The 22,768-nt window shown below is 64.5% G+C and carries 20 protein-coding genes; 8 read left to right on the top strand and 12 right to left on the bottom strand.

All coding sequences use genetic code 11. From position 1 onward, the window contains the following. Positions 1 to 16 precede the first annotated feature (16 nt). On the bottom strand, positions 17 to 769 hold the full coding sequence (locus ACK3BK_RS11390; protein WP_411384327.1) for a class I SAM-dependent methyltransferase: 753 nt from the start codon (positions 767 to 769) through the stop codon (positions 17 to 19). A 256-nt stretch (positions 770 to 1,025) separates the two neighbouring features. On the opposite strand from ACK3BK_RS11390, the gene ACK3BK_RS11385 reads away from it, so the two are divergent. Next, positions 1,026 to 1,694, top strand: a complete 669-nt coding sequence (locus tag ACK3BK_RS11385) for a class I SAM-dependent methyltransferase (RefSeq protein WP_186719171.1) — start codon at positions 1,026 to 1,028, stop codon at positions 1,692 to 1,694. 25 nt (positions 1,695 to 1,719) lie between these two features. Here the strand turns inward: ACK3BK_RS11385 and ACK3BK_RS11380 are convergent, their stop codons facing one another. Continuing rightward, entirely contained in the window at positions 1,720 to 2,625 is a 906-nt protein-coding gene (locus ACK3BK_RS11380; RefSeq protein ID WP_411384326.1) for a hypothetical protein, read from the bottom strand. 154 nt (positions 2,626 to 2,779) lie between these two features. On the opposite strand from ACK3BK_RS11380, the gene ACK3BK_RS11375 reads away from it, so the two are divergent. The 4 genes from ACK3BK_RS11375 (at position 2,780) to ACK3BK_RS11360 (ending at position 4,913) form a co-directional block, all read left to right on the top strand. Next, the gene (locus tag ACK3BK_RS11375; protein ID WP_186665119.1) at positions 2,780 to 3,481 is read left to right on the top strand and encodes an AzlC family ABC transporter permease; all 702 of its coding nucleotides are present in this window, start codon (positions 2,780 to 2,782) and stop codon (positions 3,479 to 3,481) included. Next, the gene (locus tag ACK3BK_RS11370; protein ID WP_065862729.1) at positions 3,478 to 3,792 is read left to right on the top strand and encodes an AzlD domain-containing protein; all 315 of its coding nucleotides are present in this window, start codon (positions 3,478 to 3,480) and stop codon (positions 3,790 to 3,792) included. Before ACK3BK_RS11375 ends, ACK3BK_RS11370 begins: the two co-directional genes overlap by 4 nt. Then, entirely contained in the window at positions 3,789 to 4,622 is an 834-nt protein-coding gene (locus tag ACK3BK_RS11365) for an AraC family transcriptional regulator (protein WP_186665123.1), read from the top strand. The genes ACK3BK_RS11370 and ACK3BK_RS11365 overlap by 4 nt, the downstream gene beginning before the upstream one ends. 63 nt (positions 4,623 to 4,685) lie before the next feature. Next, positions 4,686 to 4,913 carry a hypothetical protein gene (locus ACK3BK_RS11360; protein ID WP_054890833.1) on the top strand — a complete coding sequence of 76 codons (228 nt, stop codon included), beginning with the start codon at positions 4,686 to 4,688 and terminating at the stop codon, positions 4,911 to 4,913. 50 nt (positions 4,914 to 4,963) lie between these two features. Here ACK3BK_RS11360 and ACK3BK_RS11355 read toward each other — a convergent pair whose 3' ends face one another. The 5 genes from ACK3BK_RS11355 to ACK3BK_RS11335 form a co-directional block, all read right to left on the bottom strand. Then, positions 4,964 to 5,446, bottom strand: coding sequence for a copper chaperone PCu(A)C (locus ACK3BK_RS11355; RefSeq protein ID WP_186665125.1), 483 nt, complete (start codon positions 5,444 to 5,446; stop codon positions 4,964 to 4,966). Next, the gene (locus ACK3BK_RS11350; RefSeq protein ID WP_054890835.1) at positions 5,447 to 6,055 is read right to left on the bottom strand and encodes an SCO family protein; all 609 of its coding nucleotides are present in this window, start codon (positions 6,053 to 6,055) and stop codon (positions 5,447 to 5,449) included. A 284-nt stretch (positions 6,056 to 6,339) separates the two neighbouring features. Beyond that, positions 6,340 to 6,924 carry a Fe-S biogenesis protein NfuA gene (gene nfuA / locus ACK3BK_RS11345; RefSeq protein WP_063545100.1) on the bottom strand — a complete coding sequence of 195 codons (585 nt, stop codon included), beginning with the start codon at positions 6,922 to 6,924 and terminating at the stop codon, positions 6,340 to 6,342. Positions 6,925 to 6,982: 58 nt separating this feature from the next. Next, a complete protein-coding gene (locus tag ACK3BK_RS11340) occupies positions 6,983 to 8,017 on the bottom strand; it encodes an acyltransferase family protein (protein WP_411384325.1) in 1,035 nt (344 codons plus the stop codon). A gap of 121 nt (positions 8,018 to 8,138) precedes the next feature. Further along, positions 8,139 to 10,439, bottom strand: a complete 2,301-nt coding sequence (locus tag ACK3BK_RS11335; RefSeq protein WP_186708519.1) for a fatty acid cis/trans isomerase — start codon at positions 10,437 to 10,439, stop codon at positions 8,139 to 8,141. A 173-nt stretch (positions 10,440 to 10,612) separates the two neighbouring features. On the opposite strand from ACK3BK_RS11335, the gene metH reads away from it, so the two are divergent. Then, positions 10,613 to 14,320 carry a methionine synthase gene (gene metH, locus ACK3BK_RS11330; protein ID WP_288376783.1) on the top strand — a complete coding sequence of 1,236 codons (3,708 nt, stop codon included), beginning with the start codon at positions 10,613 to 10,615 and terminating at the stop codon, positions 14,318 to 14,320. A 319-nt stretch (positions 14,321 to 14,639) separates the two neighbouring features. Here the strand turns inward: metH and ACK3BK_RS11325 are convergent, their stop codons facing one another. The 5 genes from ACK3BK_RS11325 to ACK3BK_RS11305 are packed head-to-tail and all read right to left on the bottom strand — an operon-like array spanning position 14,640 to position 19,076. Continuing rightward, complete coding sequence (locus ACK3BK_RS11325; protein ID WP_411384324.1) at positions 14,640 to 15,395, bottom strand: ABC transporter permease; 756 nt, start codon at positions 15,393 to 15,395, stop codon at positions 14,640 to 14,642. Then, the gene (locus ACK3BK_RS11320) at positions 15,395 to 16,600 is read right to left on the bottom strand and encodes an ABC transporter substrate-binding protein (protein WP_411384323.1); all 1,206 of its coding nucleotides are present in this window, start codon (positions 16,598 to 16,600) and stop codon (positions 15,395 to 15,397) included. Before ACK3BK_RS11320 ends, ACK3BK_RS11325 begins: the two co-directional genes overlap by 1 nt. Then, entirely contained in the window at positions 16,587 to 17,408 is an 822-nt protein-coding gene (locus ACK3BK_RS11315; protein ID WP_411384322.1) for an ABC transporter ATP-binding protein, read from the bottom strand. Before ACK3BK_RS11315 ends, ACK3BK_RS11320 begins: the two co-directional genes overlap by 14 nt. Next, positions 17,405 to 18,469, bottom strand: coding sequence for an acyl-CoA dehydrogenase family protein (locus ACK3BK_RS11310; protein ID WP_411384321.1), 1,065 nt, complete (start codon positions 18,467 to 18,469; stop codon positions 17,405 to 17,407). Before ACK3BK_RS11310 ends, ACK3BK_RS11315 begins: the two co-directional genes overlap by 4 nt. A 46-nt stretch (positions 18,470 to 18,515) precedes the next feature. Beyond that, on the bottom strand, positions 18,516 to 19,076 hold the full coding sequence (locus tag ACK3BK_RS11305; RefSeq protein ID WP_186665144.1) for a carboxymuconolactone decarboxylase family protein: 561 nt from the start codon (positions 19,074 to 19,076) through the stop codon (positions 18,516 to 18,518). Positions 19,077 to 19,178: 102 nt separating this feature from the next. Here ACK3BK_RS11305 and ACK3BK_RS11300 point away from each other — a divergent pair, with 102 nt between their 5' ends. Continuing rightward, a complete protein-coding gene (locus ACK3BK_RS11300) occupies positions 19,179 to 20,093 on the top strand; it encodes an AraC family transcriptional regulator (protein WP_411384320.1) in 915 nt (304 codons plus the stop codon). A gap of 219 nt (positions 20,094 to 20,312) precedes the next feature. Further along, the gene (locus ACK3BK_RS11295; RefSeq protein WP_411384319.1) at positions 20,313 to 22,730 is read left to right on the top strand and encodes a glucose/quinate/shikimate family membrane-bound PQQ-dependent dehydrogenase; all 2,418 of its coding nucleotides are present in this window, start codon (positions 20,313 to 20,315) and stop codon (positions 22,728 to 22,730) included. The last annotated feature ends 38 nt before the right edge of the window (positions 22,731 to 22,768 follow it).

The raw sequence follows: 22,768 nt of genomic DNA, 5'->3' as shown, positions 1-22,768 counted from the left end.
CCCCTCTCCCACTGCGTCAGCGCTTGTTCGCCCAGACCCCGAATGCCATGTCGCCGATATAGATCCCTTGCGACTGCATGCGCTCGGCATCCAGCCGTGCCTGTAGCGTTTCGATCCCCACCTGGCGCGCCGTGGCGATGCCGTGCTCGAGGATTCGTGGCAGGCACGCCCGTATGATCGCTGCCAGCCCGTAGGGGCTGTCCGGGGTCTGCAACAGGCATTCGGCGCGCAGGCTCTGCACCTGCAATCCGGCTTCAGTGAGGATGCGATGCAGATTGAAGCCGATGTGCAGGTCTGCCCCTTCATGGGCGAGCATTCGCTGGAGCCACTGCTGGGCGCGGCGATGCAGCGGGAAAGGTTCCAGGCTCGCGGGCGTCAGGGTGCTGTCGTGCTCCTGGAACACCAGCACGCCGCCAGGCAGCAACAACTTGGACAACCTGCGCACGGCCAGAACGGCGTCTGGCTGGTACATCAGCACCCGCCGTCCGACGATGGCGTCGAACAGCCCCAGGGATTCGGGCAATCGATGCAGGTCGCACGCGACGAACTCGACCAGGGCATGGCCCGAAACAGGCGACCGCTGGCGTGCCAGCTCAAGCGCAGCCACGGACTGGTCGATCCCGACCACCGCCCCGTCACGCCCGACCAACTCGGCGAGCAGCACACTCACATCACCCGCTCCACAGCCGACATCCAGCACCCGCATGTCAGGGCCGATGCCCGCGTCTACCAGCAACCGGGTGGTGAAATCCGTCGTCGAAAGTGCCATGCGCTGCTCCTTGTCCGGGGAAGCCAGTGTGGCGGGGGCATGGGCCGATGCACAAGTCTCGGGGCAGCGTTGCACTAGGGTCTGTCTGAAATATGTCTGCGCGAAGGCCAGACAAGGCGAAACGGGGGGAGGAAGCGGAGTGTACTGGAGTACATGAGCATTCCGAGCCCCGTTTCAACGCAGTATGGGCGAGTGCAGACATATTTCAGACAGAGCCTAGAATGCTGTGCATCGCCCACTGCACGCAGGCCAACCAATGCCCAATCCCACCACCCAGTTGCTGGACAGTTGGCAGCACAATGCCAAGGCCTGGATCGAGGCCGTGCGCAGCGGCAGCATCGCCTCGCGCCGCCAGGTCACCGACCAGGCGATCTTGCTGGCGATCCTCGGCTGCCAGCCGGAGCGCGTGCTCGACCTCGGTTGTGGCGAGGGCTGGCTGCTGCGCGCCTTGGAGGGCCGGGGAATCGAGGCCGTGGGGGTAGACGGCGACAGGACCTTGGTCGAGTCGGCCAGGGCGGCAGGCTCGACGCAGGTGCACCTGGCCAGCTACACGCAACTGATTAGCGCCGAGGTGGAGATCGGTCGGGATTATTCGGTGATCTGTGCCAACTTCGCCCTGCTGCACCAGGATATCATCCCGCTGCTCGCTGCCCTGGCGCCGCTGCTGGCACCAGACGGCGCACTGGTAATCCAGACCCTGCACCCGTGGAGTGCGGCTGCGGGAAACTACCAGGATGGCTGGCGGGTAGAGTCCTTTGCAGGTTTCGAGGGCAACTGGGAGCCCATGCCTTGGTATTTCCGCACGCTGTCCAGCTGGCTTGCCGCACTGGACATGGCAGGTTTCAACCTGTGCACGCTGCAGGAGCCGCAACACCCCCAGAGCCCGGTGCCGCAGTCGCTGCTGCTGATCGCGCAACCCAAGTGAAACGCTGGTCGGCCACTGAGACGGATCAGGGCTGTTCCGCGTCGAGGCTGGCCACATGCGCTTCCAGTTCCTGCGCGGGCGGCGACAGGTGCAGGACGCGATTGCGACCGCCTTCGGCGAGCAGGTAGCCGCCCTTGCCATCGGGCACGATCGACTGCGGCGCCTTGAGGAAGGACAACACGGTATGCCGCTTACCCTCGGCATCGATGCGCAGCAGGCGCGCGCGATGCGTGGAGTCTTCGCTGATCCACAACCCGCGCTGGTCGCAGAACAGGAAGGTGGGATTGCGCAGTCCCTCGGCCACTACCGGGTCTTCACCCCCTTCGTTCAGCGCACGGATCTTGCCGGCAGCCTTTTCGGTATAGAGCAATTGACCACCGCTGCAGCGTGTCAGCCCTTCGGTTTCAGTCAGTGCCGAGCGCAGCACTTGCACCTGGCCGCTCTGCCAGTCATAGCGCATCAGGCGGCCATCGCCCTTGCGGTCCTCGATGGCGTAGAGGTGGTCGCCGTCGTTCCACAGGCCTTGCACGCTTTCGCCGTTGAACAAGGCGGTGATCCGGCCATCGCGAGACAGGCTGACCGGGGCCAGCCCGCCCTCCTGGCTGAACACCCAGCCACCCTCGACCGCAACCATGCCGTCAGGCTTGGACAGGCCATCGACCACCACCACCCGCTCCCCTTGTGGGGTGATCTTGAGAATGCTGCCCAGCCCATCGTCCAGCTCGCGGCTGACCAGCAGACTGCCATCGGCCAGCGGCAGCAGTGAGGCGGCCTTGGCCACGTCACGGTGGAGCACCTGCACGTGCCAGCCCTCGGAGGCCTGCACCGGGTAGAACGTCTGCCAGGCAAAAAAGCCCAGGGCACAGGTGACGACCCCGGCTGTCGCGGCCAAAGTCAGCCTGACGCCACGCTTGCGCAACACTTGAATCATCGATCGCTCCTTACTGTCGCGGCGATCCTAGCAAGGGGATGTGAAAAAAATGTCGTGACAGAACGCATCGCACCGGTAAACGAGCAAGATCGTTCAAGCCAGGCAGCTTTTTCCTCTGGCATGCTGTCCATCCCTGCCTTTGTCCGTAGCCGCCATGTCCAGCAGTCCGCCGCTCGCCCGCCACGCCTTCACCCAAGGCACCGTCGCCATCCTGCCGTTATCGCTCGCCGTTGCGCCCTGGGGGCTGCTCGCAGGCTCCATGGCCATCGAAGCCAACCTCAGCGCCTGGCAAGGCCAAGGGCTGTCGGCGATCGTCTTCGCCGGGGCTGCGCAACTGGTGGCGATCGGCATGCTCAAGAGCGGCGCCGGGCTGCTGTCGATCCTGCTGACCACCCTGCTGCTGACGTCGCAGCACCTGCTTTACGGTTTGTCCATGCGCCCGGTGGTGTCGGGGCTGCCGACCCGCTGGCGATTGGGGTTGGGCTTTCTGCTCACCGATGAACTCTTCGCCCTGACCAGCCACCACGACCAGCAACAGTTCAACCGTTGGTATGCATTAGGCGTGGGCCTGACCTTCTATGTGGCCTGGAACCTGTTCACCCTGGCCGGCATCATCCTCGGCCAGAATATCCCGCACCTGGACCAGCTCGGCCTGGACTTCTCGATCGTCGCCACCTTCGTCGCGTTGATCACGCCGCTGGTACGCAGCGTGCCGACCCTGGTGTGCGTGGCGGTGTCGCTGTTCTGCTCGGTGCTGTTCAGCCATTGGCACTGGGAGACGGCGCTGGTCGCCGCCGGCCTGCTGGGCATGGCTGCGGGTTTTGTCTGTCAGAAATTCGCTGGGAGCCGCTCATGATCTGGCTGCTGATCGTCGCCATGGGCGTGGTGGTGTTCCTCAATCGCTATGTCTTTCTCGAGCCGCGCCTGCCCTTGCGCCTGGGCTCCAACGTGCGCCAGTTCCTCGGCTTCGCCGTGCCAGGCATGCTCACGGCAATCTGCGGGCCGATCATTTTCCTGCCCGAGCATCAGTTGAACCTCGACCCGCTCAATCCCTACCTGCTTGGCTCGCTGGTGGCCATCGCCCTGGTGCTGTTGACCCGCAGCGTATTGCTGAGCATGCTGGCGAGCATGCTGATCTTCTTTCTACTGCGCAGCTGGCTGACATGAGCACGCCCCTGCGCGAACAAATCCACCTGTGGCAGGCGCCAGCCCTCGGCGATGTCGAGATGCTGCACGCCCGCTATGTACAGCAGCGCTTTGCGCCGCATGTGCACGAAGGCTATGTGTTCACCGTGATAGAGTCCGGCGCCCAGTGTTTCTGGCACCGCGGCAGTGATCACCTGGCGCCGGTCGGCAGCGTGGTGCTGATCAATCCCGACGAATTGCACACCGGTGCCAAGGCCCACGAGGCAGGTTGGCGCTACCGTGCGTTCTATCCGGAACACGAACGTGTCACCGGGGTGCTCGACGAGCTGGAGCTGGGCCGCCACGGCTTGCCGCACTTTAGGCAGAGCGTGGTGCAGGACCCGACCCTGGCGGCGGCCTTCAGCCGCGTGCACCGCCTGTCGGAGGCCGGAGCGAGCGCGCTGGAGCAGCAAACCGCCTGGCGCGATGCGGTCCTGGCGCTGGTACAACGTCATGGCCATTGCAGCGAACCTGCTGCCCCCGGTCACGAGCCGGTGGCCGTGGCACGGGCCCGCGAACTGCTGGAAAGCCAACTGGCCGATCCGCCTTCGCTGGAGGCTCTGGCCGCGGCGGTCAACCTGTCACCTTTCCACTTTGCCCGGGTGTTTCGCCAGGCCACCGGACTGCCGCCCCATGCCTGGCTCAAGCAGCGTCGGCTGGCCCGCGCCCGAGAGTTCCTGCGCCGTGGCCTGCCAGCTTCGGAAGTGGCCTTTGCGCTGGGCTTCGCCGACCAGAGCCACCTCAGCCGGCAGTTCAAGCAGGCCTTCGGCGTGACGCCAGGCGCCTACCGTCTCGCCTGCCTGCACCACTGACCCATCGCCCGGCAAGACCGCCAGCCGCTGCTACACTGAGAGGGCTGAACGGAGGATCCTGCCATGTCAGAACGAGAGCTCACCACCCTCATCACGCTGATGAACCAGCGCCAGGCCTGCCTGAGCAGCGCCTGCAAGGAAATCGCCGACTGGATCGACCGGCAGGGCGATGTGCCCTCGGCCGGCAAGATCCGCGCGAGCCTCAAGGCCCTGGAGGCCGACGAAGCCCAGGTTCGCAAGACCCTGACTTCGCTGACCATCGATCGGCCGCTGCCGCGATTCCGTAGCTGAACGACAGCAGGCTGAATGAACAAGGGCCGCTTTCGCGGCCCCTGTAGTACTCAGTGCTTCATGTGCATGTGGTCGTGCCCGGCGTCCATCTCGGCGGTCAGCGGCTTGACCGGCGCTTGCACCTCAATTGTCTGCTTCTGGCCCTTGGCATCTTCGATGGTCAAGGTCAGCGGCACTTGCTGGCCTTCCTTCACCTGGTCGTTCAGGCCCATCAACATCACGTGAAAACCGTTGGGGTCGAGGGTGACCGGCTTGCCAGCCGGCAGCTCCACCGCCTTCACTTCACGCATGCCCATCACATCGCCATTCATGGTCATCTCGTGCACCTGCACGGTCTTGGCCACCGGCGAAGCCACGCCCACCAGCTTGCTGTCGGTGCTGGCGGTCAGGGTCATGAAGGCACCGGTGGACTGCTGGTGCGGTACGCTGGCGCGCACCCAGGCGTCGCTTACGGTGGTGTCGGCCAGCGCCGGCAGTGCCAGGCCCAGCAGGGCGAGAGCGGCCAGGCCGCGCTTGATCGGTTGCATCGACATTCAGCAGATCTCCATCAGGGTGCGCAGGTCTTCGGCGCATTCCTGAGCATTCAGGGAATGGCCCAGGCTCAGGCGCAGGGTGCCACGCGTATCGTAGACGTAGCTGGTGGACGAGTGGGAAATGGTATAGGTGTCGCCGGCAGGGACCTTTTCGTAGAACACCTTGAACTCCCTGGCCACCTCGTCGATTTCTTCCGGGGTGCCGGTGAGGGCGACGAACGAGGGGTCGAAGGCCTTGACGTAGGCGTCCAGCACTTCAGGGGTGTCACGCTCCGGGTCTAGGGTGATGAACACCACCTGGAACAAGTCGCGGTCACGGCCCTTGAGCAGTTTGCGGATCTGCGCGGCGCGTGCCAGCGTGGTCGGGCAGACCGCCGGGCACTGGGTGAAACCGAAGAAGATCATCGGCATCGAGCCGTAGAAGCTCGACAGGGTACGCTCGTTACCCTGAGGATCCTTGAGCTTGAACTTGCGCCCGAGGATCTCGTTGCTCATGTTCTTGCCGTACTTGAAGTCCAGGCCCCGGGCCGGGTTGCAACCCGCCAGCAGGCCAAGCCCCAGTACGCCCATCCCGGCGACAACTGCGCGCCGGGTCAGTAGATCAGTCATGGAACCATCCTTTACAGGGAAGGTGCCGGCCCTCGAGCAGGGCCGGTCGAAAAACCGGGGCATTCTGGCATGACACCCCCGCACCATCCAGACGACCTCTGGCAGATCGGCCTGCAGCCCTTGATTTACGGGCTGCGGCCTGTTGTCGCAGGGCTTGAAACAGTAACACTTTGTTGCTAGGCGAAGACATTTTGGCGGGCAGCGAATGCAATCGCGGGGCAAACCCGCTTCTACAGGCACGACGCCGTACGTGTAGGAGCGAGCTTGCCCCGCGATAGGGCCTATCAGTAGTAGGCGTTCTCTTTTTGCGTGTGGTCAGTCACGTCACGCACACCCTTGAGTTCCGGGATGCGCTCGAGCAGCGTGCGCTCGATGCCATCCTTGAGGGTGACGTCCGCCTGGCCACAGCCCTGGCAGCCACCGCCGAACTGCAGCACGGCGATGCCGTCATCGACCACATCGACCAGGCTCACCTGACCGCCGTGGCTGGCAAGACCGGGGTTGATCTCGGTCTGCAGGTAGTAGTTGATGCGCTCGTTGATCGGGCTGTCTTCGTTGACCATCGGCACCTTGGCGTTCGGCGCCTTGATGGTCAGCTGGCCGCCCATGCGATCGGTGGCGTAGTCGACCAGTGCGTCTTCGAGAAACGGCTCGCTGACGGCGTCGATGTAGGCGGTAAAGCTCTTCAGACCCACGGCGGTGTCGTCAGGCTTTTCTTCGCCCGGCTTGCAGTAGGCGATACAGGTTTCGGCGTACTGGGTGCCCGGCTGGGTGATGAAAACGCGGATGCCGATCCCGGGCGTGTTCTGCTTCGAGAGCAGATCGGCCAGATAATCATGGGCGGCGTCGGTAATGGTTATAGCGCTCATGGAAGTTCCTCACAGACTTGCCGCCCAGTGTACGTCATGCCAAGCCTCGAACAAAGTCCTAGTAATTGACTCGGGATAGTGCCGGTTGCGCCTGGCGCATCCCCCGCACCCCGAACCAGGCCTTGAGACGGCGGTACAGGCCGCGCTCCAGCCACTGGTAGCTGAACCACGACATTAGTCCGATTGACGGTACGCAGAAGGCGAACACCAGATACGGATTGAGCCGCAGCCGCTGGCTGATGAACCAGCCTCCCCACAGCACCAGCACATGGGTGAGATACACCGAGTACGAACAGTCGCCCAACGCCTTGAGCACCTGATTGCCACGAAAGTACGGCTCCAGTGCGACAAAGGCCAGCACCACCATCGCACTGGGCAAGCCCCAATGCAGCAGGCGCTGCGAAGCATCGAGCTGGTACAGCACATACCCCGCCGCCGCCAGCACCGCCAGCGGCAGCCACAGCCCCTCGCGGATCAGCCCGCGCCGATACAGCACACCCAGGCCGATGCCCAGCAGGAACTCGTAGATGATGTCGTTGTTGTAGAAGCGGCTGAGCACCCCCAGGCGCCCCAGCACCTCACTGACCAGCAGCAGCGCCGCAGTGACCAGCACCAGGTGATGACGCTGGCGCACCAGGAACGCCAGGCCGAACAACAGGTAGAAGAACATCTCGAAGTTCAGCGTCCAGCCCACATTGAGCGTGGGATAAAGCCCGTAGCCACCCGGGTTTTCCGCGGGCACGAACAACAGCGACAGCACCAGGTGCTGCCACTCGAACACCTGGTGCGGCATCCAGCGGCTGGCCACTATTAACAGCAGGGCCATGAGCAAGGTGTAGAACCAGTACGCCGGGACGATGCGCAAGGCGCGGTTGAGCAGGAATTCGCGCGGGGCGATGACTTTGTCGCGGGTCGAGAGGTAGATCACCAGGCCGCTGATGACGAAGAAAATATCGACCCCCACCGCTCCGCGCTCGGCGAGCAGGCGGCCGACGGGGCCTTTGGCATTGAAATCGAAGAAGATCTGCATGAAGTGGTGGCAAACCACCACCCAGGCGGCGAACGCCCGGAGAGCCTGAAGCGAATACAACATGGGTTGTCCTGCGGTTCTTGGTGCATTCAGGCCCGCGATGGGCTGCAACGCATCCCCGGGGCCACCCACAGGTCCGACCGCAGAATGCCGGGAAAGGTCGCACGCCTTTCCCGGCAATCGATCAGAGGTTCTCGTAGCGGTTCATGTCCAGCACGCCGGCCTCCACCGGTTCGGTTTCCTTGATGTAGGTGTTCAGGTCATGGAAGTACTGCCAGAACTGCGGATGGCTGCGGCGCACGCCCCAACGCTCGACGATACGCTCGAACTTGCCCTGGTCGTCACGCGCCGCTTCCATGTCTTCGACGAACTCCGGCACGTCGCTGGCCGGAATGTTGAAGATGAAGTTCGGATAACTGCTCAGCACCCCCGGATACAGGGTCAAGGTGTCCAGCCCCGGCTGGTAGCGGTAGGCCTCGCCCAGCAGGAAGGCAACGTTGCTGTGGGCGCGGTTGCGCAGCAGGCTGTAGACCTGACGCTGACCGCCCTGCCCTTCGATGCGCAGCATGGTTGCCTCGGGCAGTTGGCCGATCACCTTCAGCCCTGCGGCCGGACGCGACACCAGGCGGCTCAGGCTCTGCTCCACATCTCGGAACTCCTCGCTCATTTGCGGGCGCGAGCAATAGGCGCCGGTGCAGCGGTTGATCGGATCGGGCGCCGCGTTCAGGCTGCCAGTGCGTTGCAGCAACTTGAGGCCGAAGTCGCGTGTGGCATTGTGCTCGTTCAGATGCAGGGCGCTTGGGGTATCGGTATCGATGTCGGTGTAGTCGAGCCACATCTTCACCTTGCCGCTGTTCTGGTACCAGTCGCTGAGGATCGCGCCGCGCTTGTCGGCCGGCATCAGGCGCAGGAAGTTGACCTCGGCACCGTTGCGGATCAGGTCGAAGTACAGGCGCGTCTGCAACTGGTGCGAGACGTTGCCGTACACGTCGAAATTGACCGCCAGCTGGTAGTAGGTGCGCTCCAGCAACGGATAGTCGAACAGCCAGATGGTCAGCGGCACGTCGCCGATCAGGCCCTTGCTCACCGAGGCGCTGTCGAAGTGGCGGAAGATGCTGAGCAAGGCGTTATCGTTGCCCGCCCACAGCGTCGACCAGCTCGGCGGCGGCATTTCGGCGTAGGCTTCGCGGCGCAGCGTCTCGTAGTCGTTGCGCTTGTCGCGGTAGGCACGCCACAGGCTCAGCACGCTGCCGACATCGTCGATCTGCCCCGGCATGGCCAGCAACGGCGTGGCCTGGCCACGGTAGGCGGCATCGGTGACGTAGCGGTCGTGGGCCGGCTCCTGGAACAGCGCCCAGAAGTTGTCGCGGATCACGTCGGTGGCGATCTGGCCACGGCACACCGGGCCACGGATGAAGGTGCGCACGAAGTACTCGGCGTTGTCGAGCATGAACTGGTAGCGCGCCACCGCCGGGATCGCCTCGAAGGTCTCGAACGGGTTGGCGCGGCGCTGCGGGCCATAGCCCGGCAGCGAGGTGGCGCGCCAGTCGCCGCTGTAGAACAGCTGCTTGACCCGCTTGAGCTTCTGCGGCCCCATCGGGTAGGTGATGTGCGTCTTGTGCACGATCACGCCCTGCACCGGGATCAACCGGTAGTAGAAGTCATTGCCCGGCGGGTCGTTGGGGCGGCGCGTGGCGATCACGTCGACCGGCTGGCCACTCGGCGTGCGCGAGCGCACCCACTGGAAGAAGTGGCCCTGCTCACCGCCGACGAAATAGATATGCGCCAGGAACAAGTGCTCGTACAGCCAGCGCCCCACCAGCGCCTCGGTGGAGCCGGGGCGGTTGAGCAGCGCCTCCCAGTCGGCGATCTGCTTCGCTTCGCTGGGGCTCGGCTGGATCGGCTGGTACTCGACCGGTGCACCGGCCGCCAGCCAGCGCTGCAGGGTCGAGTACTCCTGGTCGGTCAGCCCGGTCACCGCCAGCGGCATGCCCTCTTTCGGGTGCGCACCGGCATAGGCGTCGAACTCGTGGGGCAACGGGCACATGTTGTTGCGGTTAAGGCCCAGGACGATCTCTTCAGGCAGCTTGGCGTTGGGCGTGAGCGGCGTCTTGTGGCCCAGTTCGAGCATGCGCGCCATCAGCGCGGCCTGGCTGCCCTGGTTGTCGAGTACCGAATAGAAGCCTTTCCTGCGCCAGCCCTCTTCACTCTGGGCGTCATAGAACAGCCGCGTGGTGGCGACTGCCTGGCTGCGCTCGCCCTGGTACACCGGCACCTTGGAGGCGCCGCGCTCGGCCCCCTCGGCGCTGCCCAGGTTGAGCTGGCAAGCGGCGTCGTTGCAGGCGTGGCAGGCCACGCACTTCTGGGTGAAGATCGGTTGGATGTCACGGGTATAGGAGATGGCCGAGCTCGATTGAGGGGCCTGCGCCAACACTGCGCCGCTGACGAGCAGGGCGAAGATGGCGGCTATAAAACGATGCACCATGTGCCGTATGTCCTGGTTCTTGATAGCTGTCACGATTTGCCTTTCTGTCCCTGGGCCTGAGTCTTGGCATCGCCAACATGAATCAAATTCATGCTATCGGGCGATACGTCTAAAATCCGTGCAGCTTTGTTATTATTCCGCACTTCCGATATTTGTCCGACCAGGTAGTTCTCATGTCCGACCGCAGCGCTCGTCTCCAAGCACTCCAGCATGCCCTCAAGGAGCGCATCCTGATCCTCGACGGCGGCATGGGTACTATGATCCAGAGCTACCGCCTGGAGGAAGGCGACTATCGTGGCACGCGCTTCGCCGATTGGCCAAGCGATGTGAAAGGCAACAACGACCTGCTGCTGCTCACCCGGCCCGATGTCATCGCCGCCATCGAGAAGGCTTATCTGGACGCTGGCGCCGATATTCTCGAGACCAACACCTTCAACGCCACGCAGATTTCCCAGGCCGACTACGGCATGGAAGCGCTGGTGTACGAGCTCAATGTCGAGGGCGCGCGCATCGCCCGCCAGGTGGCCGACGCCAAGACACTGGAAACGCCGGACCGTCCACGCTTCGTCGCCGGCGTGCTCGGCCCGACCAGCCGCACCTGCTCGATCTCCCCGGACGTCAACGACCCTGGCTACCGCAACGTCACCTTCGACGAGCTGGTGGAAAACTACATCGAGGCCACTCGCGGCCTGATCGAAGGCGGCGCCGACCTGATCCTGATCGAGACCATCTTCGACACCCTGAACGCCAAGGCGGCGATCTTCGCCGTGCAGCAGGTGTTCGAGGATGACGGCATCGAACTGCCGATCATGATCTCCGGCACCATCACCGACGCCTCCGGCCGCACATTGTCGGGCCAGACCACCGAAGCCTTCTGGAACTCGGTGCGTCACGCCAACCCGATCTCGGTCGGCCTGAACTGCGCCCTGGGCGCCAAGGACCTGCGTCCGTACCTGGAAGAACTGTCGACCAAGGCCGGCACCCATGTGTCCGCGCACCCCAACGCCGGCCTGCCCAACGCCTTCGGCGAATACGACGAAACCCCGGCGGAAATGGCCGCCGTGGTCGAGGAATTCGCCGCCAGCGGTTTCCTCAACATCATCGGCGGCTGCTGCGGCACCACCCCGCCGCACATCCAGGCCATCGCCGAGGCCGTGGCCAAGTACAAGCCACGGGCCATTCCGGACATCCCCAAGGCTTGCCGCCTGTCGGGCCTGGAGCCATTCACCATCGATCGCCAGTCGCTGTTCGTCAACGTCGGCGAGCGCACCAACATCACAGGTTCCGCCAAGTTCGCCCGGCTGATCCGCGAGGAGAACTACACCGAAGCCCTGGAAGTCGCCCTGCAGCAGGTCGAGGCTGGCGCCCAGGTGATCGACATCAACATGGACGAAGGGATGCTCGACTCCCAGGCCGCCATGGTCCGCTTCCTCAACCTGATCGCCGGCGAGCCGGACATCTCCCGCGTGCCGATCATGATCGACTCCTCGAAGTGGGAGGTGATCGAAGCGGGCCTCAAGTGCATCCAGGGCAAGGGCATCGTCAACTCGATCTCCATGAAGGAAGGCGTCGAGCAGTTCAAGCATCACGCCCGCCTGTGCAAACGCTACGGCGCCGCCGTGGTGGTGATGGCGTTCGACGAGGTCGGCCAGGCCGACACTGCCGCGCGCAAACGCGAGATCTGCCAGCGCAGCTACGACATTCTGGTCAACGAAGTAGGCTTCCCGCCCGAAGACATCATCTTCGACCCGAACATCTTCGCCGTTGCCACCGGCATCGAGGAACACAACAACTACGCCGTCGACTTCATCGAGGCGTGCGCCTACATCCGTGACCACCTGCCCTACGCGCTGTCCAGCGGCGGCGTGTCCAACGTGTCGTTCTCGTTCCGCGGCAACAACCCGGTGCGCGAGGCGATCCACTCGGTGTTCCTCTACCACGCCATCCAGAACGGCCTGACCATGGGTATCGTCAACGCGGGCCAGCTGGAGATCTACGACGAGATCCCGCCGGCCCTGCGCGAGAAGGTCGAGGACGTGGTACTCAACCGCACCCCCGAAGGCACCGACGCCCTGCTGGCCATCGCCGACGACTACAAGGGCGGCGGCGCAGCGAAGGAAGTGGAAAACGAAGAGTGGCGCTCGATGCCCGTCGACCAGCGCCTGGAACACGCGCTGGTCAAGGGCATCACCGCCTACATCGTCGAAGACACCGAGGAGTGCCGCCAGCAGTCGGCGCGCCCCATCGAAGTCATCGAAGGGCCGCTGATGAGCGGCATGAACGTGGTCGGCGACCTGTTCGGCGCGGGCAAGATGTTCCTGCCCCAGGTGGTCAAGTCCGCACGCGTGATGAAGCAGGCGGTGGCCCACCTGATTCCGTTCATCGAGGCCGAAAAAGGCGACAAGCCCGAAGCCAAGGGCAAGATCCTCATGGCCACGGTCAAGGGCGACGTGCACGACATCGGCAAGAACATCGTCGGCGTCGTGCTGGGCTGCAACGGCTACGACATCGTCGACATGGGCGTGATGGTCCCGGCCGAGAAGATCCTGCAGACCGCCCGCGAGCAGAAGTGCGACATCATCGGCCTGTCCGGGCTGATCACCCCGTCGCTGGACGAGATGGTCCACGTCGCCCGCGAGATGCAGCGCCAGGACTTCCACCTGCCGCTGATGATCGGTGGCGCGACCACCTCCAAGGCGCACACGGCGGTGAAGATCGAACCCAAGTACGCCAACGACGCGGTGGTCTACGTCACCGACGCCTCGCGCGCCGTGGGCGTGGCCACGCAATTGCTGTCCAAGGAGCTCAAGCCTGGCTTCGTCGAGAAGACCCGCCAGGAGTACGTGGAAGTGCGCGAGCGCACCGCCAACCGCAGTGCCCGCACCGAGCGCCTGACCTACGAACAGGCGATCGCGGCCAAGCCACAGTACGACTGGGCCAGCTACCAGGCAGTGGTGCCCTCCTTCACCGGCGTCAGGGTGCTGGAAGACATCGATCTGCGTGAACTGGCCAAGTACATCGACTGGACGCCGTTCTTCATCTCCTGGGACCTGGCAGGCAAGTTCCCGCGCATCCTCACCGACGAGGTGGTCGGCGAAGCCGCTACCGCGCTGTACCAGGATGCCTGCGACATGCTCGAGAAGCTGATCAGTGAAAAACTCATCAGCGCCCGCGCGGTGTTCGGTTTCTGGCCGGCCAACCAGGTCGGGCATGACGACATCGAAGTCTATGGCGACGACGGCAAGCCTCTGGCCACCCTGCACCACCTGCGCCAGCAGACCATCAAGCCCGACGGCAAGCCGAACTGGTCGCTGGCCGACTTCGTCGCACCCAAGGACAGCGGCATCAGCGACTATGTGGGCGGCTTCATCACCACCGCTGGCATCGGTGCCGAGGAAGTGGCCAAGGCCTACCAGGACAAAGGCGACGACTACAGCTCGATCATGGTCAAGGCGCTGGCCGACCGCCTGGCCGAGGCCTGCGCCGAATGGCTGCACGAGCGGGTGCGCAAGGACTACTGGGGTTATGCCAAGGACGAGCAACTGGACAACGATGCGCTGATCAAGGAGCAGTACAGCGGCATCCGCCCTGCCCCGGGCTATCCGGCGTGCCCGGATCACACCGAGAAAGAGACCCTGTTCCGTCTGCTCGATGGCACGGCCATCGGCGAAACCGGCCCCAGCGGCGTGTTCCTCACCGAACACTTCGCGATGTTCCCGGCAGCGGCGGTCAGCGGCTGGTACTTTGCCCATCCGCAGGCGCAGTACTTTGCCGTCGGCAAGGTGGAGAAGGACCAGATCGACAGCTACAGCGCCCGCAAAGGCCAGGATGTCAGCGTGAGCGAGCGCTGGCTGGCACCGAATCTGGGGTACGAAGGCTAAGCTGCGCCCACACCCTTTTGTGTGGGCGCACGTGCGTTGTCCAGCGTCTACACGCCTGCGCAGTCCTTGCATGACTAGGCTCTGTATGAAAAACCTTGATACTCGGTGATGCTGCGTTGAAAACAGCCTCGGAATGCTCATTTACAACCCGTAAACTCCGCTTCCTCGGCTGTTTTCGCCTTGCCTGACCTTCGTCTCAAGGCTTTTCATACAGACCCTAGCACCGTGGCCGGCGGCGCCGTGGTTTTATGCGGCTAACATCGTTGTCGGCTGCATGGTTGCCGCGCCGAAGCTGCAGGCGCCCGCACGCCCGAACACCTCAGGCATGCACCCAGCGCCGATGCAGCCCGCGCGCCAGTGCATCGAGCATGAAGCCCAGTACACCGATCAGCAGCACCATGGCCATCAGCTCCGAATAGGCCAGGCGGTCACGGGTGTCGAGGATGAAGTACCCCAGGCCCGCGCTGACCCCGAGCATCTCGCACGGCACCAGCACGATCCACAGGATGCCGATCGCCAGGCGCACGCCGGTCAGCACATGGCCGATCACCCCGGGGATGATCACCTTGCACAGGGTTTCCCAGCGCGTGGCACTCAAGCTGCGCGACAACTGCAACCAGCGCGGGTCGAGCTGACGCACACCCGCGGCGGTGTTGAGCAGGATCGGCCACAGTGCGGCGAACGTCAGGAGGAAGTAGATCGGCTGATCGCCCACCCCCATCAGCATCACCACCACCGGCATCCACGACAGCGGCGAGATCATCCGCAGGAACTGGAACGCCGGCGTGGTCGCCGCCTCCAGGTGCCGGTAGCTGCCCACCAGCAAACCCAGCGGCACACCGATCAGCAGCGCCAGCAGCAGGCCGATGAGGATACGCTTGAGACTCACCCAGATGTGCCCATAGACCTCGCCATGGCCGAGCAGCTCGACCAGGCTCTCCAGCGTCGCCTGCGGCGAGAAGCGCGCAGACAGGCCATCGGCCTCGCCGAACACCCGCACTCCCGCCCACCACAACAGCAACAGCACCGCCAGCCCGGCAAGGCCCAGGGCGCCATGTACGACATGCTTGCGCATCAGACCGCGAACTCCTCGCTACGCTCGAAGTTGTCGGCGATGCCGAACACCGACGGGCCACCCACGGCGGCGATGGCGTTGCGCACGAAGCGGTCGTCCACCAGGTCGCGCGCGGTCTGCGCCGGGTCCAGTCCGGCGAGGAAGCCACTCTCGCCCTCGATCAGGGTGTTCTTCAGGCGCTTGACCAACTCCTCGGTGTAGCTGGGGAACGGGTACGGCTGGAAGTCGATGCGCTTTTCGTCCCACTGCTGATGCTGGATCGCACCGCTGGCGATGTAGCCGGCGCGGTCTTCGACCGAAGGCGCCAGGACCTTGGTCAGCACCGCCGGCTCGTGCGGGGTGTATTTGTTGGAGCCGGCCTTGGACAGCAAGGCGGCGGCCTCGGCGCGGTGATCACGGGTCCACTGCTGCGCCTTGACGATGGCATTGACCACCTTCTGCGACCACTCCGGGCGGTTGTTCAGGTCGTGCTCGTGCATGAACACCACACAGCATGCATGGTTGCGCCAGACATCGCCGGTAAAGCGCTGCACGCGCCCGACCTTGAGGTTCTCGGCCAGGGCATTGAAGGGTTCGGCGACGATGTAGCCGGCGATGCGCTTGCTGGCCAGTGCTGGCGGCATGTCCGAAGGCGGCAGCACCAGCAGGTTGACCTCGTTGGCCGCCAGTTGCGCGGTGGCAGGCTTGGACACAGGCTTCAGGCCGTTGTCACTGAGCATCTGCTGCAGCACCACGTTATGGATCGAATACCAGAACGGAATGGCGACGGTCTTGCCACCGAGCTGCTTCATGTCGGTGATGTCCGGTGCCACGGTCAGGCCCGAGCCGCCGACGTGGTTCCAGGCCACGACCTTGGCCGGCACCTTGCTGCCGTAGCGGGCCCAGACCGTCATCGGTGACAGCAGGTGGATCACGTTGACCTGCCCGGAGATGAACGCTTCGATCACCTGCGCCCAACTGCGCAGCAGCACCGGACGCTCGGCCTTGATGCCTTCGGCCTCGAACAGGCCATTGTTGTGCGCCACCAGCAGCGGCGTGGCGTCGGTGATCGGCAGGTAGCCGATGCGTACCGGCGCGTCCGGCTCGGCGGCGGCGCGCGCCTGCAGGCTCGACAGCATCGGCAAGGCGCCGGCGGCGGTGAGCATGGCGCTGAGCTTGATGAAATCGCGACGCGAGGTGGAAGAGCAGCAATCATCCATGCACATGGGCAGGCTCCGACGACAGGGGGAAAGAAGACGTTGAGGTGGGGCGGCTCGCCTGCCGTAGGGTTTTCAGGATCTCGATGCGCAGCGCGCCCAGCTCTTCGACCCGCTGCGCACGCGGCTGCGGCAGGTCGATATGCCATTGGCCGAGGGTGCGCGCCGGGTGGTTGCCCAGTAGCAGCACGCGATCGGACAACAGCAGAGCTTCGTCGATATCGTGGGTGATCAGCACCGCCGCGGTGTTGTGGGTGGCGATCAGTTGCAGCAGCAGTTGCTGCATGTCGGCGCGGGTCACTTCATCGAGTGCGCCGAAGGGCTCGTCCAGCAGCAGCACTTCCGGCTGGCGCGCCAGGCAGCGGGCCAGCGCCGTGCGCTGCGCCATGCCGCCCGACAGCTGCGCCGGGTACTGGCTGCGCGCATGGTTCAGGCCCACCGCCTCGATGGCGTGGTCGATCCGAGCACGACGCTCGGCCGCCGCCAGCGCAGGCTGACGGGCGAAGTCGAGGCCGAAGGCAACGTTCTTTTCAAGGCTCAGCCAGGGCAACAGGCTTGGGTCCTGGAAAGCAACGGCCAGGCGCGGATGCGGCCCCTGCAGGGGCACGCCATGCAGGGACACCGCACCACCACCAGGCTGCTGCAGGCCAGCCAGCACGCGGAGCAGGCTGGATTTGCCGACACCGCTGGGGCCGAGAATGGTCACCACTTCGCCCGGCGACAGCTTGAGGTCGAACTGCTCCAGCACCGCCTGCCAGCCACCCTCGCGAGGGTAGCCCAGGCTGATGGCGCGGGCTTCGAGTAACACGTCGGTCATACGTTCGCCGCCTGGCGTTGCAGTTCGGCGCGCAGTTGCACCAGGCTCGGCGTAACGATCGGCACGAATGCCGACTCGCGCCAACGCCGGGCGAAGCCTTCGCCATAGACGGTGAGATAGGCCTTGCCGCCACTGGCCTGAAGCTCCATCTGCACCGCATCGGCGGCGCTTTCGGCCAGGGTTATGCGCAGCTTGAACAGTGCCGCTGGCTGCTTGAGGAAACGCCCGTCGAGCAGGCCCTGCTTGAGCTCGCCGACGGTATTCTCCAGGCGCTCGCGCAGCACCTGCTCGGCTTCGGCGAGGAACGAGCCGCGCCCCTGCAGGTGCTCGCGCACTTCGTCCAGGGCGCGACGGGTCAGGCCGATGGACATGCCGCACTGCAGCGCCAGGAATGCCGGACGCACCCGAGGCAGGAACTCGCGGGCGTTCTCGTGCAACAGCCAACTGCGGTCCAGCGCGACCTGGTGGAAGGCCAGCGCGGCGGTGCTGCTCGACTGCAGGCCCATCAGTTGCAGGTCGTCGGAACGCTCGAGGCCTTGGCTGTCGGACGGAATCGCCAGCACGAAGGGCGCCTGGCCCTCTTCGGCCTCGATCGCCGCCGCCACCACGAAGCCACTCTTGCGCAGGTTGGTCACCCAGTGCAGGCGGCCTTCGAGGGCCCAGCCTTCGCCCTCGGCACGCGCCTGCACCTGCAAGGCTTCGATACCTGAGAGGAATTTCATGGCGTTGGACAAGCCGGTGGCGCCGGCCAGTTCGCCGGTCAGCAGCTCAGGCAGCAACTTCTCGCGCAAGGCCTGGTTGGGGCTGTGCAGCAGGTATTCGATGAAGGCCCGCTGCCCCCAGCAGACGAAGGCCGAGGCCAGCGAGCGACTGGCGATGGCGGCGATGGCCTCCACCGCGTCGGTAACGTCACCGCCCGAGCCGCCAAGTGCCGGATCGACGCCAACCCGCAGCAACTGCGACTCGGCGATGTGGGCCAGCACCAGGTGCGGGTCGCACTGGCCCTGGTCGATTGCCTCGGCATTGGCATCCAGCCATTGTCGAAATGCAGAATCAAGCATGTCCCTACTCCTTTTAAAACGCCGGAGTGCCGGCACCGGGCGTGGATTACGCCGAAGGCTGCCAGCGGTACTTGCTCAGCTCGTCGTTGAGCGGCGTCTGGGCGAACACATTAGCAAAGTTGCACAGGGTTGCGAGGCTCACGCCCAGAATCACTTCCAGGGCATTGCCTTCGGTAAAGCCGGCATCGCGGAAGGCCTGGTAGGTGGCATCGCTGACATTGCCGCGGGTGGCGATGACTTCACGGGCGAACTCGGCCAGGGTTTCGTAGCGTGCATCAGGCAGCTCGCCACGCGCACGCAGGGCATCGACCACCTCTTGCGGCAGCTTGGCCTTGTTCAGGGCCACTGCCGTGTGGCCGGCAACGCAGAAGTCGCAACCGTGCTTGGTGGCCGCAATCAGTTGCACCACTTCGCGCTCGGCCAGGGTCAGCTCGGACTTGCCGTTGAGGGCCGAAACCGTGACATAGGTTTCCAGGGCCGCGGGGGCGTTGGCCAGAATACCCAGCAGGTTGGGGATGAAGCCGGAGTTCTTCTGGGCGTTTTCGAGGAAGGGACGTGCAGCTTCCGGGGCGCTCTGCAGAGTGTGTAGAGTAATGCGCGAGGACATGGAGTAGTCTCCTTTGATGTGTGTCCGTACAGTCTGTTGGTTATAAGAAGTAGCATCCATATTCATCAGTCGCCTTTCCTTGCTCCTGAGTCTTTGCATTAGATGATTTCGTCCAGCCATCTTGTCGATTGGTTATTAGAGGGCCTGGAGCTCGACGCCAGCCTCTTTCATGTCGGCCGCTACTGCGGCGGCTGGCACGCCAGCACCCAGGGCATGGGCCGGGCCAGCTTCCACCTGGTGGTTCAGGGGCACTGCTGGCTGCACATCGACGGGCAACCGGAGCCGATCCGCCTGGACAGCGGTGATGCGGTGTTTTTGCTGCGCGACCTGGCCTACAGGCTCTCCAGCGACGCCGACCCCGTCGATGCCTGCGCCCAGCCGCGGCGCACCATGCAGGCGCTGGACCTCGACGCAGGGGATGGCGTGGGCCTGGTGTGCGGCTTCTTCCAGTTCCAGTCGGGGCTGTCGTCGCTGATCGTCGAAGGGCTGGCCGACTGGATCCTGCTGCGGGCCGACGATCCGGCCGGCAGCGCCGCGCGAGCGCTCTTCGAGCTGATCCTGGAAGAATGTCGCCGCCAGCCGACACCCTCGCAGACCTTGCTCGAACGCCTGACCCACCTGCTGTTCCTCTACGTGCTGCGTCAGCAAGTCAATGGCGGCCAGTCGCTCGGCGGGCTGATCGCCCTCGCCCGCCAGCCGGCCTTTGCCGGCCTGCTCGAACGCCTGATCGAAGACCCGGGCCAGGCCTGGTCGCTGGAGAGCATGGCGGCCTACACCGGGCTGTCGCGCTCGGCGTTCTTCAAGCGTTTCAACGAACTGGCCGGGCAATCGCCGGGCCAGGTGCTGCTGGCCCTGCGCATGCGGCATGCCTGCCAGTTGCTGCGCGCAGGCAATACCGTGGAACAGGTCGGCGCCCAGGCGGGCTACCAATCGGTGGCGGCCTTCACCCGGGCATTCGCCAAGGCAATCGGCATGCAACCGGGTGCCTACCGCAAGCAACACGAACCCAGGCGCTGATTCCGACGTACCGCTGACTTGCGAATACGACCTTGGTCGAATACGCAAGCAATGCCATTTACCTGAATTTATCTGCATATAACCGCCATATTCACGACAAATCCCGGAAAAAAGCTTGTAAACACCTGCGACAATCCGTCACCCAATAAAATGTACTAACTTGTTAATTAGCTTGCTAAGGGCTTAGACTTCGCGCATTCCACCTGCGAGATCCCTGGCATGAACGACACACCCCGCGCCTCTGGCGCCTCCACATTCCTTCTGGTCGGGCTGGGCGTCATCATCGCCCTGCTCGGCATGCTCCTGGCCGCGGGCGGCGTCAAGCTGGCCGGCCTGGGCGGCTCCTGGTACTTCCTGATCGGCGGCCTGGTGATGGCCATTGCCGGCCTGCTCATCGCCCGTCGCAAGCCGGCCGGCGCCTGGCTCTACGCCGTGTTTCTGCTCGGCACCTTCATCTGGGCACTGGCCGATGCGGGCCTGGTATTCTGGCCGCTGTTCTCGCGGCTGTTCATGTTCGGCGTCATCGGCCTGGTGGTCGCGCTGGTCTATCCACTGTTGGTGCGTGCCAATGGCGGCAGTGCCGGTCGTCGCGCCTATGCCCTGGCTGCAGCACTGGCAGTGGTGCTGGCCATTGCCGCAGGCAACATGTTCGTCGCTCACCCCAGCGTCGCACCGACCGGCAATGGTCCGGGCCTGACCGCCGTGGAGCCGGGCAAGGCGCAGAAGGACTGGGCGCACTACGGCAACACCGAAGGCGGCAGCCGTTTCGCCGCGCTGGATCAGATCAACCGCGCCAACGTCGACAAGCTCAAGGTGGCCTGGACCTACCACACCGGTGATGTCGCGATCAGCGACGGCAACGGCGCCGAAGACCAGCTCACCCCGCTGCAGGTCGGCGACAAGGTGTTCATCTGCACCCCGCACAACAACCTGATCGCCCTGGATGCCGACACCGGCAAGGAACTCTGGAAAAACGCCATCAACGCGCAGTCCAAGGTCTGGCAGCGCTGCCGTGGCCTGGCCTACTTCGATGCCACCGCGCCGATCGTCCAGCCAACCCAACCGCACAGTTCGCCGATCACCGTTGCCACGCTGCCGGCGGATGCCAACTGCCAGCGTCGCCTGCTGACCAACACCATCGACGGTCGCCTGATCGCGGTGGATGCCGACACCGGCGCCTTCTGCGAAGGCTTCGGCAACAACGGCCAGGTCGACCTCAAGGCCGGCCTTGGCGATGTCCCGGATTCCTACTACCAGCTCTCCTCCGCGCCGCTGATGGCGGGTACCACCGTGGTGGTCGGTGGGCGGGTCGCCGACAACGTCCAGACCGACATGCCCGGCGGTGTACTGCGCGGCTTCGACGTGATCACCGGGCAGATGCGCTGGGCCTTCGACCCAGGCAATCCGCAGGACCGCAACGCCCCTGCCGACGGCAGCACCTACGTGCGCAGCACCCCCAACAGCTGGGCACCGATGTCGTACGATCCGGCGATGAACACGGTATTCCTGCCGATGGGTTCCTCCTCCACCGACATCTATGGCGTGGAGCGCAGCAAGCTCGACCACACCTATGGCGCCTCAGTGCTGGCGCTGGATGCCACCACCGGCAACCAGAAGTGGGTCTACCAGACCGTGCACAACGACCTCTGGGACTTCGACCTGCCGATGCAACCCAGCCTGATCGACTTCACCAAGGACGACGGCAGTACCGTGCCGGCCGTCGTGATCGGCACCAAGGCCGGGCAGATCTACGTGCTCGACCGCGCCACCGGCACACCGCTGACCCAGGTCGATGAAGTCCCGGTCAAGCCGAGCAACATCCCTAACGAGCCCTATTCCCCGACCCAACCCAAGTCTGTCGGCATGCCGCAGATCGGCGCGCAGACCCTGACCGAGTCGGACATGTGGGGCGCCACCCCGTACGATCAACTGCTGTGCCGCATCGACTTCAAGAAGATGCGCTACGACGGTCTGTACACCGCACCGGGCACCGACCTGTCGCTGAGCTTCCCAGGCTCGCTGGGCGGCATGAACTGGGGCAGCCTTTCGACTGATCCGGTGCACGGCTTCATTTTCGTCAATGACATGCGCCTGGGCCTGTGGATCCAGATGATCCCTTCGCAGAACAGTGGCCAGGCAGCCTCCGGTGGCGAGGCACTGAACACTGGCATGGGCGCCGTGCCCCTCAAGGGCACACCTTACGCGGTGAACAAGAACCGCTTCCTGTCGGTGGCCGGCATCCCCTGCCAGGCGCCGCCGTTCGGCACCCTCACCGCGATCGACATGAAGACCCGACAGATCGCCTGGCAGGTGCCGGTCGGCACCGTCGAGGACACAGGCCCCTTGGGTATCCGCATGCACCTGCCGATCAAGATCGGCCTGCCGACGCTGGGCGGCACCCTGTCCACCCAAGGCGGCCTGGTGTTCATCGCCGGCACCCAGGATTTCTACCTGCGTGCCTACGACAGCAGCAACGGCAACGAGATCTGGAAGGCGCGCCTGCCGGTCGGCAGCCAGGGCGGGCCGATGACCTACGTATCGCCCAAGACCGGCAAGCAGTACGTGGTGATCACTGCCGGGGGTGCGCGGCAGTCGACTGACCGTGGCGACTATGTGATTTCGTACGCCCTGCCGTAGACCGCGTTGCCCCCTTCGCGTGCAAGTCGCTGCGGCCT

This window comes from Pseudomonas sp. L7 (genome assembly GCF_046605565.1).
Lineage (GTDB): Bacteria > Pseudomonadota > Gammaproteobacteria > Pseudomonadales > Pseudomonadaceae > Aquipseudomonas > Aquipseudomonas wayambapalatensis.
Note: the sequence above shows the minus strand (reverse complement) of the source record. Positions and strands in the feature narration are given on the sequence as shown.